A 15294-nucleotide genomic window follows, 5' to 3' on the forward strand; every position below is an offset into this window, starting at 1 on the left:
GTCGTGGTCAGTTCGGGGACTCTTTCTGGGCTTTTTTCGGTCTCTTCGTTTTCGATGCCGCAAGGAGTTCGTCTTCGTTGGCGATAAGGCCCTCGTACAGCTTGAAGAGGTATTCAACGCGTTCACGATCACTCTGAAATCCGGTGGCGCGGTAGCATTTGTCTACGGCGCGATCTAACGTTTCGTGTGCCTTTGCGAGCAAAGGGGGCATGCTAACCGGATCATACAAATCTGCTAGATTGGAATCAGGAAACTGCGCCCTGGCTTCCAAAACTGCCTGCCCCGCTCTCTCCACAGCGGATTTTTGGGGCGCGGTAGGTGTCGGCCACGGAAAATTGTTGTAAACCAACTGCGTTGAATACCGGTATCTACTTTCGAGTCGCCCGCAGATTTGTTTCATCCATGCCATGTGAAGGCCCGACGCCAAAATCCCAAAGTGGTAAGGCGTAGCACCGGGAATTGCAGAGCAACTATTATGGATAACGTTCTCGGGGCCGAAGTAACCAAAGGGCACGTAGTGCCGGTTCTCTGAGGTGTGCTGAGGCACCACCATAAATTCGGTGGTTGGTTGCCTAATTTCTGCAAACAGTGAAGGTTGGTTGGCCATCCGCTGTGTGGGCAATTTTGGGCTGGACAGACGAAATTCTTTTACTCGCTGGAGGCGATCCTTGATACCCCCAATTGTCCTAAGATCGGCGGGTGTGGCATTCAAGAGCCAGAGGCACCAGCGAGCTTTGTTATATAAATATTCTTCTGCGCAAAGAAGCGGTCGGATATATTTGTCGGCACCCGGATTTTGATTGAGGAAGTCACCACGATCTTCTTCTTCAATGATCAAGCCGCCCCCATCTGTGGGCTTGTTGCCATAAACGCAGCGAGGTACATCCTGAAGGGGCTTGTTCCTGGATCTTACTGCCAGATCTGCGCCCTCAATTAAATAAGGACTGATATTGGAGGCATTTTGCACAGTCACTGCTCCGCCGGCATCAAAGATCTTTTTATCAGGGCGATCGTATGCTCCAAAGCCGATAATCACTACGTGCACGTTCGCTCTGCCTCGGGCCTCGCTGAGCCATTTGAATGTCCGGTAACCAAAATGGATTTTAATTTTGAAGCGATTGAAAAGCTCGCTCCAGTAGATTCCGGGCTGTTCGCCTTGCGTAATTGAATTTGTCGATACGAAAGCCACGCTGATTTTCGTCCCTTGGATGTATTGGGCAGCAAGACGGTACCAGGCTGTTACGAAATCTAATACTCCAGACCCTTTTAATCCTCCCCAAGCTCTTTCAACGTCTTGTCCTTGCTCTGGCGTCATCAGGTGCTTGCCCACAAACGGTGGATTGCCCAGAATGAAGGAGCACTTGTCCTTTGCAACTACGGACTCCCAAGGAATTTGCAGCGCATTTCCGGCCACGATGTTAGCAGCGTCGGTCAGAGGGAGCCGGAGGAAGTAGCGTCCCAGCTCCTTCGACAAGTGCATATTCGCCTGATGGTCCATCAGCCACATGGCCACGCGAGCAATTTCAGCGGGAAAGTGGCCAATCTCAATTCCGTGGAATTGAGAGACGCGGACCCGGGTGAGCAACTCGATGTCGGTTATTGTCTGGTTTGCCTGGCCGGTAAGTTGGAGTTCGTGTTTGATGACCTCGGTTTCGAGAGCGCGAAGCTCGCGGTAAGCGATGATGAGGAAGTTTCCGCATCCGCAGGCGGGGTCGAGAAAGTTCAACGTAGCGATTTTGTCGTGGAAGGCGCGGACACGACGCAGCCGTTCCTTTTTGTCCTTCAGCGGTAGAATGACTGCTAGCTCCGCCCGCAGGTTGTCCATGAACAGCGGGTTGATCACCTTCAATATGTCGGGTTCGCCGGTGTAGTGGGCCCCGACTTGACGACGTTCCTTAGGCTCCATTACCCCTTGGAACATCGAGCCGAAAATGGCTGGACTGATTCGAGACCAGTTCAAGTCGGTCGTTGCGAGCAGTGTTTCCCGCATCTTGCTGTCGGTCCCAGCGAAGGGAAGGTGGTCGGCAAAGAGTCTTCCGTTTACGTAAGGAAAGGCGTGAAAATGCTCACCCAAGGTTTTCTGACGTTTGTCTTCGTGGGTGTTCAGGACCGAAAATAGCTGAGCCAATTGTGCCCCAAGGTCGCTGCCATCGTCGCGAGTTTCATTGAGGAGGAAGCTAGCGAATTGGTTGGCTTCGAAAATCTGAGTGTCCTCGGCAAATAGGCAGAAAAGTATGCGGGTGAGGAACTGATCGAGTTGTTCCGAAGGATATCCACCCTCTAGCAGCGCGTCGTGGAGTTCAGCCATTTTCTCGGCCGCCTCGATGTTCACCGGGTCTTGAGGTTTGATTTCGACCTGGCGCATGCCGGCGAGAAATCCAAATGCTTCAACATTTTTCGGAAGGTCTTCGAGCTTGATCTCCCACTGCTTTCCTTCGTCGAGGTCGTGAAGTGCGATGCGGGCGAAATCTGAAAGGATCAGGTAGCGCGGGACTTCAACGCGCCTCCCGGAATTGATCAGCTCCTGTATGTATCCCATGGCCTGGCTTTCCGCCTTGCCGAGATCTTTGCCGGCCGATTTGTGCTCCGCCATCAGCACGCCCTTCCAAAGTAGGTCGATAAAGTGTTTGCCCTGTCCCTCGAGCTTCTTCACCGGGTCCTCAAATGAGGCGACTTCCCGGCGCGTGCGACCGAAAACCTGAAAAAAACCGTCCCAAAAGGATTTTGCCTCGGCGTGTTCTCGGGTTTCCCCCTGCCACTCGTTCGCGAATTTCTGGGCGCGGTTTCGGATTTCGGCGAGTGAGAGTGTGAGCATTGCCATGGGTTATGAAGGAGTAAGGGGATTTCTGCAAGAGACAGGTTATCGAAGTCATTTTCCCATTAGGGAAGGATCACTGAGATACGATCACTGGAAGGTGGGCACATTCCTTGGGCCAAAGAACTGCCGGACGGTGCCTGCTTTTCGTCTGGTTATTCAGGCTTACTTGCTGCCGGGAAGCGGTAACCATTGGGGACGTTCCACTACCAGCTCGACAGTCACCCACCGGCGCTCGCCGGTGGGGTTTGTTTCCATCATCTGGTACGTGCCTGCCGGAAGCATTTGCAGGTGAACCTTGGTGGGCACTCTCCACGAATTTGATTTCCGGTCGGCGATCGCCTCCTGATGAACGATGTCGGCTATCCTGTCGCTTTGACGGACGATCTTCGCGGTGATACTGGCGGTCTGGTCTTGCTGTGCCCGGTCAGCGAGTGAATTTTGATACCCCGCCGCACCGAAAACAGTCGCGACAATGATCGCTGTCGTCGCGGCCCACTGCCACCGGGGGGAAGACTCGCGCTTGCCCCTGATCCCTTGTTTCCCAAATTGTGCAGGTGACACTTTGTCCCTGTTGAGAAAGGAATGGATCTCCGATGTTTGGCGGTATACCCGCAGTTCGCCCAGCAGCCGCGGCAATCCTAACTGGTGGGAGTGGAGGCTTGATGCATCCAGCTGGGCTCCCACAACCTCCTTATATTCCTCGGGTGTAGCCGCAAGGACACGGGTGCTTATCTCGCGAGGGGATAACCCTCTGAGTTCGGCGACGGAAGGAATGGGAGCCAGCTTTTGCATCGGATCAGACGGTTTGATCGGTTTTCTTGGATTTGGCTTTCTCCGAAGGGTCGTCAGGTGGCAGGACCTGCTGGTATGGGGGCGCGAGCAGTTCAGGGGCTACTTTTCGGACAGCTTCCTCCACCTTCGGGTATGAGTCATTCCAGTAGTCTCCAATCACGTGTAAGCCGGACAAAGCAGGGCCGCCAGCGGCCGCATATTCCGAAATCTCAGCGAACGGGACCGGCAATTGCTGGCCGATTTCGCGGGCCTCGTCTTCTTCCAGCATCTCCATCTGGAATACGTGATTCGGCTTCAGGTCGGAAAGTGCTTTGTAGAGGTCAATCGGCTCGGTCTGTTCAGTGGGCTCCGCCCCGAAGTTAACCTGGATCCAACGGTCTGGTTTAATATCCTCGTAGGCTTCGATGGCGCCCCCAAGGACGAGGTTGTTTTTACGGACCGGAGCAATCCCGATGACGGTGCAATAACGAAGGGCACCCGAACGAAGCAGATTATAAATCCCCTTCGTTTTCCCACCCTTGGCGGGCAGATCAATGATGATTGGGCGACCTTCATCAATCGCTTTCTGGACAATGAGGGGTAAAACCGCACGAGCCTCCTCGATGGAGTTGATATCCCACGAGAAGACCTCCGGGTTTTCCAGATACTTGCCCTTCTCTGTTGGGTGCGGAATCAGGATTTGGTTCAGAAGCCCGGGATTCACATCCAGGGCGATGACCAGCGGTTTAACCCCGAGCAGGCTGCAGATGTAGTAAAAGAATGCGAGGATGGCGGATTTATACGCTCCTCCCTTCGTGTTCATCGCAATAAATACGATTGGTTTCAGTTTCATAGTATTTGGCGTTTGTTGTTGAATCCCTCGCGCAGGCAATAATTCCTCACACCTTGGCCTGTGACTCTGATCCCGAGATCCTGGGACAGCCGTCGGGCCATGGCATAATAGGGAATTCGTGCCTCCGCCCAATCCCGCAACCGGGCGTCGAATGCCCTCAGACCGCCCCATTCGAGGCGGGTCGGGTTGGCTTGATTGGTTTGTTCGGGTTGTTTCGACATAGCTACTTTCGCTGCTTTTTGGTTACGTAACACAGGACATGGCGTCAAGCAAGATTGACTTGGCTTCTTCAATTAATGAAAGAATTGCCGCATGAAAGAGCCACAGCCTCACGATAAGCCGGCGAATTCCCGCAATGAACGTCCCGAAACGTCAATGAGGGTGACCCTATCTCTCGGGAAAGACGCCTATGACCGTCTGGATCGCCTGTCCCGTGCACTTTCAACCTACGTCCCAGGTGGGGTGTCGCGTTCCGCGGTGCTTCGTGGCCTTTTGGAATTCGCCGAAGAGGCCGCACTTTCCGTTGCTGAGACCAGATTGCTGATGCTTAACGCCTCTATCAACAATCCTGTCGGAATTCCAAGCCCGGACTTTAAGCCTTCCGCTGACAATCGCCAGCCGCTGGTGGAGGAAGTGAAATTATGGTTCGACCTGAAGGAAAAGATTTTTGCTCAAACCAAATCGGCAAATTAATGCTTCACACGGAATCGATCCAAATTCACCGGGGCCTTGGTCGTGAAATCCGTTTTGATAGAGCCGTCCTCGTTTCGAGGGATGCTGGCCAGAACCTCATCCGGCGTGCGTTCAGATGTTCCTTGGCGTCGAGGGGCCACGTCAGTTGACGAATCGGATGCAGATTCGCCAGACTTCTTAGCGGTCGGAGCCTTTGACTCAACGGGATCCTGCCCGGTAGATGCAGGTCTTGGGTATTCGGCGCGGGCATTCCCACCTCGATCATCCGTTGAAAGCATTGCGCTTACGCTGGGGGAAGCGAAGGCAGACCGGCCGCCCGTAGCCTCCGACCCAGGGGCAAGTTCTTTTTCGGGTTGGAATCTTAACCCGCTATAAGAAACCGGACGAGGCCGCCAGCCATTCAGAATCATCTCGTCGGTTGGGTCTCCGTTTTCATCGCGCCACCGTTGCATGGCGAGTTCGTAGTCGGGGCCTTTCGCGCTGCCCCTGCCCAGAGGTGGAAGATGCAACCACTTCCGGGTTTTGGACAGCAGCGCCTGGGTTTTTTTCAATTTGGGGTCCGCGAGCGGGCCTTTTCCTTGGTCGGGTTTGAACCGGGAACCGGAGGTGGCACCACCTTCCGCCAGTAGAGCATCGAAGATTTTTAGTTCGTCGAGGTAGTCCCGAAGTTCAACGGTTTTCCGGAACCGCAGAATCGTGTAAACACAGAGAGGCCGAATTTTCTCTTCCCAGAGAGTCTCACGAGGATCCTGCCGGGTGGCATCTCGATTCACGAATCCCTGAAATGCGGCCCGGGTGTCGAATGTCGTAGGGTCTGGAATAGCTGGGGATTTCATGGGATTAGGCCAAGATTTGGAAGGGTTGGCAGGGATTTGCCTGCGATTAGATCGGGAGCACGCCGGATTTGAGGTGATTTGATCAAGAATTAACTAGATTTCTTCGCGATTTAAATACGATTTATCATGGATTTACCACGATTTCAAGCGATGTTATCTTGATGCCAAGGTATTACTTCGAGATTTACTGAGATTTTCAGGATTCTTCGGGGATTATCCTAGGATTTTATCGATCGGCGCATGCCGCCCTCATCAGCCGGGTCGCCCCCGAGAGGCTGGTTTGGGATAATCGGCAGAAACGGTAGTGATGGCGGTAAAAAATCCGGCACCGTCCGTTATTTTTCATTGATTATTCAATGGGTTATGGTATCGTCCGGGTGTCCGGACGATACCCGGGTTGGTGTCCACAAAGGACGCCACGGGGGAGCCTTCCGTCAGGAAGGGAGGGCGTCAGCCCCGGGTTCAAGGGGTGCGCCCCTGCCCTCGGAGAGCAAAAAGGGGCTCGGTGACGCGGTAGCGAAACGAACTATTCAGGAAAAACGCAGTTTTGACTAGGAATAGCGAGCCCCTTTCTTGTCATTCATTACTCTATACTGGCCAATTCTGTTGGCTTGGTTTATAAGGCTCGCATGAAACGAAAAGGCCCTGATAAAGGAAGCAAGGTGCGGGGAAATCCCAATGGTAAAACATTAAGCCCAACATCGAAGACGGTTACGTCCGAAGACATGCTTGAACACATGGGAATAGTGCTGCGCCTGATGAAGGACGCAGCATCCACTCAGAGGCATCACGTTTCCAGACTGCGGAAAGAACTGGGGCTCCCTCCAAATGCCGCCCTGCCGGATGCCGTTGGCGACAAAGATGGGCATTCCAGGGATTATTTCCCGACGGTTCCAGAGATTGATGGCGATACTCTGAAAGATGTGGAGCGGAAAGAGGCGGCGTGTGGGCTGCTGCTGGAAGAAGGTTCGGTCATCGCAGGTCTCAGAATTTACCGCGCCAAAGCAGGTTCTGGAGAGGACGACGCCTGGTTGGCAAAATCCATTCCGGTTGAGGGAGGCCGGGAATGGGTCAACCACAACAAAAAGCTGATTAAAGAGCGAGCCACCTATAGCGAATTGAATCGTCTGATTGTGACCGCTGGCGAGGCAATCGGAGAGCGTAAAGGCGAGGACGTCGGTAGGCGGAAGGAGAAGATCAGGTATGCCACATCGCCTCTCAAAACAATCACGGCACGGTTGATGCCCCACGAGGCCGAAATCCTCTTTGGCAGCTTGTCCGGGAACGGACTCGACCGGGCGATGGATTCGCTCAAAAAGGATTTTGAGCATGAAATTGGATGCGAAGTCGCGTCTATGGCGGTTCACCGGATGAGGAACAACGACCTTCACGTTCATGTCCAGTACACGATGGTGCTGGAGGTTGAGATGCCCAAGAAGGCGTATGGTCCTCTGAAGAATGAGTGGGAAAAGAAAGCGGTCGATTGCGCAAGGCAGTCCTTGTTTGCTGAGGGCAAACGCGACTTCCCGGCGGCAGTGGGAAAACGAAAAAAGCTGCTGATCGAGCAGGGCGTGATTCCGCCTCCTCCGAAAAGGACTCGATTTGAAAAGCAGAAAGGGAACCGGAATCTCAAGACGAATTCCCTTTTGGGTTACTCCTTCAAATTCAAGCTGAATATGCTTCGAGCGGCCCAAGCTTTTCCGGAGGAAACAGAGCTGGCTGAAAAAATCGCGCAACGGGGTGACAAAAAGGGCGATTTCAGGGATAAGTTCCTCTTCCGGACCGATGAGGAGATTCAGGCTGAAAGACTCGATTATTGGCTGGAACGACGGTGGCGGGAATCGGTGGCGGCTGAGGTCCCGGAAGAAATTCGGGCGCGGCTTCCGGCCGCCGCACTGGAGGAGGCAAGAAAATATGCGATCCACGGCACGACGCAGGTAGAAGCTTTCCACCTCGAACTTCACCGGGATGCGACGGAGAAGCAGTTAGTGGATTCTGAGACGCAGTTGACCCGAATATTGGATGAGGCTGCTGATCTGGAAATCCGGATGGCGAATCTGGCGGCGGAATTACAGAGACAAAATCTAGCGTTGGACCAACGCGTTATCGAGGTGGAGGGTCGCGAGAATTCCGTTTTGCAAAGCGAGAACGACGCTGAGTTGCGGGGAGTCCGCGCTGCATTTGGTAAGCTGTTTCCGGAGTCCGCTCCGGTGGCGAATACCCCTGAGGGTATCATCGAGGAAATAAAGATCGGGATCGAGGACGCGGCCCAGGCCGCTGTGGAGAATCAGATGCTGGAGGCACTTGAGCCTCCGAGTTTGGAAGCGGTAGCTGAAAAAATGGGCTTCGGCCCGGAACCGAACGCTGAGGGACTATTTCGCCTGCCTGAGGGAGGCCTTCACCCCGAACGGGTGCTCATCACCGACCGGACATTTGTTCGATCGTTTCCCACGCTGGGAATGGATTCCCCGCAGAAGGGTGAAGGAGTAGTGGAGCTGCTAGCGACAGAAGAGACGAGAGAATCGATCAAACGCTCAAGATCTCAACTACTCGCCCAGTTACTGAAATGGTTCCCAAACAAAGCGATTGCGCTCGCCAACGAGGCTCTGGGGGACCGCGCCGGCAAGTTTCTCAGAGAGCTATTGCATCTGGACGCGCCGAAGACTCCGGCGAAGAAGGCCGGCTTGGCAAAAAAGGCCAAGGATGATTCTCCAGACGGGAATGATCCTTCGTCTCATGAGGGCCAGTAATTGTGGGAAACAAAAACCCGCCTTCGATGGGGAGGCGGGTTGGTGTTCCGGGTGGTTGTTCCCCGATTTGGTTGCCGGTTTGTGCTCCGAAGGTTGTTCCAGGATTTCAGGATCCATGATTCCAATGTGGCAAGTTCCGCAGATGTTTCAGGTTGGATCTCCCCAGGGTATCCCAGTTGGGCTACGCGTTCGGGACCACGCGGCGTGCATGGGTAAGCGTCGATCGTGGAAATGTCCCGGCCGAGTGCCTCGGCAATGGCGATCGTGTTTCGAATGGTACTGATCCACGCGCCTCCGTTTCTGGGCCACGAGGGTGCGCCTCCTCGGTCAGCGGTCCGGTCGAACCAGAAGCTGCCAAAAATCGAAACGGGTTTTCGAGTGTATTTCCTTTTCAATATCTCGGACTTTAGCGGGGTGAAATATTTGGGTTTTAAATAGGCGCAAAGAATTTTTATAAATATTCGGTTGCATTGGATGTCAGGATGCGTTAAGTCTTTCTCGTCCTCCGGAAACGGGGGATGACTCCAGAACTGGCGTAAGTGAGTTCGACTAGTCTTTTCCCCCTGTCATGGGGGATGGCCCGTAGTTAAACAAAAAATAGCTCCATATGCCGAAAGTTCCCCCTGTCTTGGGGGTTGAAAATTCCACCGCATTTATTGCGGTGGAATTTTTCGTTTTAGGAGATCATTGAGTTTTTGCGTGTCCCTACCCAGGGACTCGGCAATAGCTATGGCATTGTGGACAACTTCGATCCATGCACCGCCGTTGACCCATGCCCCAGAATTGCTGTGCCATGATGGCGTACCGCCGATCGGTGCGTCCGGGTCGTACCAGCGGCTACCAAAAACTGAGTAAGCTTTTCGGAGGTATTTGCGTCCTTGATAATCTTCCCACGCTTGTCGCGCCCTATCGACATCCACCGTATTGACGATGGCCTAAACGTCGTCGGGCAGCATGTCGTCGCCAAATCTCCTTGCTCCTCCCGGGCCAGTACCATACCCGACGCTGGCGATCCTGCGGTGGCATGTGACGACCGCAGCCGGGACTCCGGCACGGGAGAATGCAATCCGGGCGTCCTTGGCGATCATCCGGGCGTAAACGTCGTAGGGGGTAACGGTGTCGGATGGGGTGCCGATGCAAATCAGTGCCTGGTCGTCGCGGATGACTGGATTGACGCTGACTAGGTTGTTTTCGGTCGTTGTGTGGTATTCCATCCCTGTTGCCTTCGGACTGGGGTGGCAACGCCGCCGGAAACGGCAGCGTTGGTCCAACGCCAAGCAGGGCGTCCCCCACGCCCAACCTGCCGGGATGGTTCGGACGTTTCCGTGATGACGCCCCCGCGCCACTCTGTGGGGACGGTTCGGAGTGTCCGGGATGACCTCTCCACGCTACCTGTCGGGACGGTTCGGACGTGTCAGGGTGTTCGTCCCCGCGCCACCTGCCAGGACGGTTCGGCAGCACCGGCGTCCGCACGGGGATGATGGCTCAGCTCGCCGTGGCGCGGATGCGTTCAGGGGTGATCTTCTCCCCGCAGGGGGGTGGCCTTGGCGGCTCTGTGCCCTTGTTGTTGTCTTGCTCTTGGTCCCGGAGGGCGGTAGCCTGACCGGGCAGAGGCGCTAGCCTCGGTCCCGTTTTTGGGGCGGGCGATGGACCTGCCGCCTCAAGCGGCTGGGCCTGTCGGCCCGCCTTGGCAATATTGGAATTGTTGACAATATTGGAGCGAAGAGGAAAAGGGGCCCCATTTGTTACACAAGTATATAACTGTGTGTTGGTTGTGAATCATGAAAAATTCGTTAAATTTGTGCCGATACGCCGAACCTTTCGGGGCGATAGGCCGAATCTTTCGGGCCGATAGACCGAACTATTCGGGGCGATAAGCCGAACTATCTAACGGACGGTGGAAGGAGTGATTTGGGGGATTTGGGACGAAAAACGGTTGCCTTGGCGGAGTCGCCCCTGCCAACCAGTGAGACCTTCCATCCGGCAGGAGCAAAGGATTTCAGGGAGGCGGTAAGCGCTCTCCATTGATCGGGGGTGGCTGTCTGATCGTCGGAAAGGGCGAAGACACTCTGGGCAAGAACTGTAACCCGGATGGTCCGCTCCTGGCCCTCGCGGAGAAGTAGTACGAATCTTGAGTAGAGGATTTGCGAGATTTGACTATTCAGCGATCGCCTCTCCGCTATCCACTGGACGGCCATACCGGCGTTGGTGTTGCCGGCGATCACGGCGGCGGACAGGCGGTTGAGGAGGATCGTGATGTTGCTGTCCCGCTCGCCGGGACCGAGGAGTTTTCGGTGGATGGCAATGAGCCTTGAGAACTGACTCCCCTCCGGATTGAGATAATGAATGTTGGTGTTTTCAAGACGCCTGAAGCATTCGTTGAGGCGATCATAGCTTCGCCCGTTGGTGCCCCATCCGAGAAGGGTCAAGATCTCGTGACGTGTCGCCACGGCGGCGAGGATGTCATCATCCATTCGGACGCCCTCTTCTTTGAGGATGCTGCGGATCTTGGATCCTCCTCGTACGGTTTTGCGGCGATCAGCGGGAGCCATGATGGCAAGGAGCGCCATGAGGACGGATTCGTCATCGGCGTCGAGCTCCCAGGGACAGATGATCTCGAGCCGGTAGGGGTTTGTCGAACCAGGTGGGCTGTTGTGGATGATTTCACGACGTGCCCGCCTGTTGGCGGGCATTTTAGGTAGCGGCCTGAACAACGAGACGGCCGCGAGGTGACCGTGGTGTATCGCGAACCGATATAGTTCTTTGGTATCCGCGGTCATGACCGGGCCGTGTCGGTGGAGGGATCATCCAAGACACCTCCGATCCGGGGCCGGTTGGCAGCGGGTCTTGTTGCCGATTGGGCAGGTGTAGTGATTGGGACCGGTACACCCGTGCTGTTCTTCCGAAACCACTGCGGGTCGTGCATCATTCCATGATTGATTTTGGTCTGCTCGAGGATGACGTAATGGCTGCGCTGCTCCTCAGAGATTCCATGTTTGGCCGCTTTTTGTTGCGACGGCTTTCTGACCGACCACGCAGTGCGGGCGGCGAAGGAAATAGCCACCGATCCGCGTTCCGTCCCGGCGGCGTCAAGGTCATCCCGGGCGGCTTGCATGCCCGCTTTGTTTGTATGGTGGATGAGTAGCCCGCCAGCTCCCCAATCACTCAGCTTGTCTTCGATGCCCACGAAAAATTCCGTCATCTGAATCGCGTCATTTTCATTGGTACCCGGAGGCAGAAATCTGGATAGCGTGTCAAAAACCACGAGGACGGGAGGAATTGCCTTACCATTGGCGTCTTCGGGGAGGATAATCCCGTAATCCATCGTGGGCTCCAGAAACCGGGCATTACAGACCACCAGGTTGTGACAGTAGGCTTCGAAGGCGGCTCCAGCGGTGAGCTGCAAATGTTGGCAGATAGAATACAACCGAGCTTCAAGGTCGATGATGTCATCCTCCCGTGAGATGAATACCACCGGTCGCCCTCCTGGCACCGCTGGCCCCCAGAGGCCCCCGAGCACCGGCAGGCCTGCGGCGATCTGCACACAAGCAACGAGTGTCATGAACGATTTGGATGCTCCTCCAACCGCGGTGATCACCCCGAGTCTGCCCGGATATATGCCGGGCAAAATATAAGGACGTTCCGGTTGGGCAACGAGAGCGGCGAGACGGTTCACGGCTCTTTCGGTTAGTTTTCCTGGAGGGATTGATGGCATGGTGTGTTGTGTAGTTTCGGGAACACGATCAGAGGCGAAAGAAGGGCGCGGGCCGGGAAACCGGGCCGGGGCAGCGCGTGCCAACCGCAGGAAAAAACAAAAAACCGCCGTCCGATAAGGACGGCGGGCATTCGGGCGATGACTGATCTATTGAATTGTTGACCTTCAGGCCCCGGCTTTGATTGTTTTCTCCGGTTGATCGATAGCCAGGTCGACACTGTTCATCCCGAACCACAGTGGTTCCTCGACTGCCGGGTCGTTTGACTTGATACTGCTGACAATTCCCACCAGTTCGAGTTCACTCGGCGGGAGATACGGGGCTTCTGCCTGCTCAGGATGAGTGACCGTCCAGATACGACGCGCAGTATCCTCAATAAGCGAACCCCCGCGCTCCGGTGGATTCGAGCGGACAAGAAGTAGGGCAGCTCCATGCCGACTGGCCTCGGCACACACGGTGCGCAGGAAGTCACCTACTGCAGAAGGGTCGTTGAAATCGAGGTTCGGGACGAAGTGAGCCACATCGTCGATGATGATCAGGCGAGGTGGGTTCTCGGGGTCGACGGGCAACGCTTCAAGTCCGCCCGCCATGAAGGCGTTGGCGTCACAGATGATGAGATTATCCTTGAGCAGCTGCGCTTCATTTGACCCCTCCTGAATATCTAATTGGCCAAGGAGACCAACTAATCGGCGTGTGCGCGAGGATGGAGTATCCTTCAGAGTCAAATAAACTACCGATTGTCCGCCCACACAATCGAGCCCAAACATGCCTTTCAGCGGTGTCCACCCTATCGCAATTTCCACCGCAGCTCGAAGCATGAGGTGCGAGGTGATGTAGGCCGGACCGTCGAGTATTCCAAACTCGCCGGCTTGAATTCCGGAAATCACGTCCTCATCCACGAAGAGGGAGTCGTTGAGGGTGGCTGGAGTGTTGGGGATATTTGTGGTTGGTGGTGTCATGACGAAATCAGGGGCGGCAGAAGACTTGGAACGGGAAACCGGGCCGGGGCAGCGCGGGTCAAACCGGAGGAGAAAAGAAAAACCCCACCTCCGTGAGGAGATGGGGTTGGTTGGTCACCGAAGATTGGCCGCCGCCGCGGCCTGGTCGATGAGAGGATTGTCGGGATAAATATCCCGGGCCTTTGCAAGCCACCGGCGGGCCGTCTCGTCGTCATCGGCTTCTTGGGCGACGACGATTCCGAATGCCACCATTTGTAGGTGGTGGCGGTAGGTGGTGTTGTGGATTACCCGCTGGATTACCTGCACCGCTTCCTGTCTCCTGCCGAGTTTCCGCAGGGCAACGGCTTTGCCGTAATTGGCAGTCAGCAGGCGTTCGGTTTCCTTTTCTTTCTCCAGAGCGATGTCGTATTGGGTGACGGCCTCTTCATAGCGTTCCATGCGCGACAGCGCTTGCGCGTAACCCACGCGGGAGATCCATGGCGCGGTTTGAAGGGCATCTTCAAAAATGGGCAGGGCTTGCCCCGGTTTGTCCTGAGCGACCAGCCCATCCGCAAGGTTGATCTGGTTCATGACCATGAGGGGGCGCACTGCGATGGATGCCAGTGCCATATCCACCGGTTGCTGTGAGCGGGCGGACACGAGGCTCATCGTAAAGACGCCTGCGATCCGGTTTACGGCGATTATTAGCAACCCGGCGGCTGCAAGGATTGGGAAAACCTTTCTCGAATCGGGTTCCAGGAGTTCCAGGGTCTTCCTTCCCAGGAGGAATGATCCGGCCGCCAGTGCCAGACTCCATCCTATGGAAGGGACCAGGGTGTAGTAATCGCCAAGGGGGCCAGCGTAGAGCGGGACGAAGTTGCCCGAGGGAAATGCTCCGATGATACCCATCGCAAGCCCGAGTGCGATCAAACCGGAAAGCTTACACGATTTCCGGATGCCGATCCAGGCAAGTGCCGGGATGGAAACCAGATAAGCTGCGAGGAAAACCCATCCCCAGATGAGGGATGCGGTTGAAACGGATTTTCCCGGGATGTAGCTGCCGCCGATTTCCAAAGTTCCGAATGGCCAAAACCACATGAGGCTGTGCCTCCAGAAAAACCATGCTGAGGCGGAAAAAACCTGCATCCGGCTGGTGTCGGGGCTGAACAGGACGGAATGCCCTGCACCGTCGCTAATAGCTCCGGTATGGTGCCGGAGGAAAAGCCACCCGACGACGACGGAAACCCACAACCCCAGCATCGCGGCCCCCTTGTTTGCAGCCTCGGAGGAAAGATCCTTCTGTAGCCACCGCAGTGCCAAATAGGCAGCAAACATCCCGGGAAGAGCCACGATTGAATCATAGCAAAGCAGTCCGGCAGCAAATAACAGGACTCCACCGACACCGTAGCGGATCTTCCGTCCGGTGGTCTCGGCCATGAGGAATTTGTCAGCGTAGACAAAGGCAAAGCATCCAAACGCCACCGCCATGGCGATATTCTGAGCGGACACCCATACCGCACTCGATGTTCCGGCCGCAGATAGAAGCCAAAAGCCGGCGCAGGTAAGCGCGAGCCATTCATCCCGGGAGACGCGTTGGACCAACGCAAAAATTCCGAAGGCAGCAACGATGCTGTAGAGGAATCCGAAGGTGCGGGCGGCAGTTAGAGCAGCCTGAACCGTTTCCGGTTTCGCGGGATCAGACGCGCTGGCAATCAAGCCGAACGTCAGATTTTTCAAGGGCCGGTAATATGCGATGCTGTCTTTGTAAGCCATCGAAGCAACGGGGGAAATCCCCTTCGCCAGCATGTCTTGGGAATAAATGATTGCCGCGGAGTCATCCGAGAAAGGCGGTGAACCCCGGCCCGGCCATACCGAAAGGAGGAAAATGAGGGACAGAATTCCGAGAACGGTGAGTGGTTTCG

11 protein-coding genes are annotated in these 15294 nt (G+C 55.4%); 2 read left to right on the forward strand and 9 right to left on the reverse strand.

Annotated features, from left to right (window positions below):
- Nucleotides 1-7: 7 nt before the first annotated feature.
- The 3 genes from JIN84_RS08975 to JIN84_RS08985 all read right to left on the reverse strand — a co-directional run bounded on the left by JIN84_RS08975 (nt 8) and on the right by JIN84_RS08985 (nt 4442).
- The gene (locus JIN84_RS08975) at nt 8-2821 is read right to left on the reverse strand and encodes a class I SAM-dependent DNA methyltransferase (protein ID WP_234043387.1); all 2814 of its coding nucleotides are present in this window, start codon (nt 2819-2821) and stop codon (nt 8-10) included.
- Between the two features lie 159 nt (nt 2822-2980).
- Nucleotides 2981-3610 carry a hypothetical protein gene (locus tag JIN84_RS08980; RefSeq protein WP_200350706.1) on the reverse strand — a complete coding sequence of 210 codons (630 nt, stop codon included), beginning with the start codon at nt 3608-3610 and terminating at the stop codon, nt 2981-2983.
- 4 nt (nt 3611-3614) lie between these two features.
- The gene (locus JIN84_RS08985; protein ID WP_200350707.1) at nt 3615-4442 is read right to left on the reverse strand and encodes a hypothetical protein; all 828 of its coding nucleotides are present in this window, start codon (nt 4440-4442) and stop codon (nt 3615-3617) included.
- Between the two features lie 312 nt (nt 4443-4754).
- Between JIN84_RS08985 and JIN84_RS08990 the strand changes: the two genes are divergently transcribed.
- Nucleotides 4755-5135, forward strand: coding sequence for a ribbon-helix-helix domain-containing protein (locus tag JIN84_RS08990; RefSeq protein ID WP_200350708.1), 381 nt, complete (start codon nt 4755-4757; stop codon nt 5133-5135).
- Here the strand turns inward: JIN84_RS08990 and JIN84_RS08995 are convergent.
- Nucleotides 5132-5971 (reverse strand): hypothetical protein, encoded by an 840-nt coding sequence (locus JIN84_RS08995; protein WP_200350709.1) that lies wholly within the window; start codon nt 5969-5971, stop codon nt 5132-5134. The genes JIN84_RS08990 and JIN84_RS08995 overlap by 4 nt on opposite strands.
- 629 nt (nt 5972-6600) lie before the next feature.
- Between JIN84_RS08995 and JIN84_RS09000 the strand changes: the two genes are divergently transcribed.
- Nucleotides 6601-8721: a hypothetical protein gene (locus tag JIN84_RS09000; protein ID WP_200350710.1), complete on the forward strand. Its 2121-nt coding sequence runs from the start codon at nt 6601-6603 to the stop codon at nt 8719-8721.
- Nucleotides 8722-9656: 935 nt separating this feature from the next.
- Here the strand turns inward: JIN84_RS09000 and JIN84_RS09005 are convergent.
- The 5 genes from JIN84_RS09005 to JIN84_RS09025 form a co-directional block, all read right to left on the reverse strand.
- Nucleotides 9657-9935 carry a hypothetical protein gene (locus tag JIN84_RS09005; RefSeq protein WP_200350711.1) on the reverse strand — a complete coding sequence of 93 codons (279 nt, stop codon included), beginning with the start codon at nt 9933-9935 and terminating at the stop codon, nt 9657-9659.
- A gap of 669 nt (nt 9936-10604) precedes the next feature.
- Nucleotides 10605-11414: a hypothetical protein gene (locus JIN84_RS09010; protein ID WP_234043388.1), complete on the reverse strand. Its 810-nt coding sequence runs from the start codon at nt 11412-11414 to the stop codon at nt 10605-10607.
- 83 nt (nt 11415-11497) lie between these two features.
- On the reverse strand, nt 11498-12397 hold the full coding sequence (locus JIN84_RS09015; RefSeq protein ID WP_200350713.1) for an AAA family ATPase: 900 nt from the start codon (nt 12395-12397) through the stop codon (nt 11498-11500).
- 204 nt (nt 12398-12601) lie between these two features.
- A complete protein-coding gene (locus JIN84_RS09020; protein WP_200350714.1) occupies nt 12602-13393 on the reverse strand; it encodes a P-loop NTPase family protein in 792 nt (263 codons plus the stop codon).
- A gap of 114 nt (nt 13394-13507) precedes the next feature.
- Nucleotides 13508-15145: a tetratricopeptide repeat protein gene (locus tag JIN84_RS09025; protein WP_200350715.1), complete on the reverse strand. Its 1638-nt coding sequence runs from the start codon at nt 15143-15145 to the stop codon at nt 13508-13510.
- Nucleotides 15146-15294 lie beyond the last annotated feature (149 nt).

The organism is Luteolibacter yonseiensis (assembly GCF_016595465.1).
Lineage (GTDB): Bacteria > Verrucomicrobiota > Verrucomicrobiia > Verrucomicrobiales > Akkermansiaceae > Luteolibacter > Luteolibacter yonseiensis.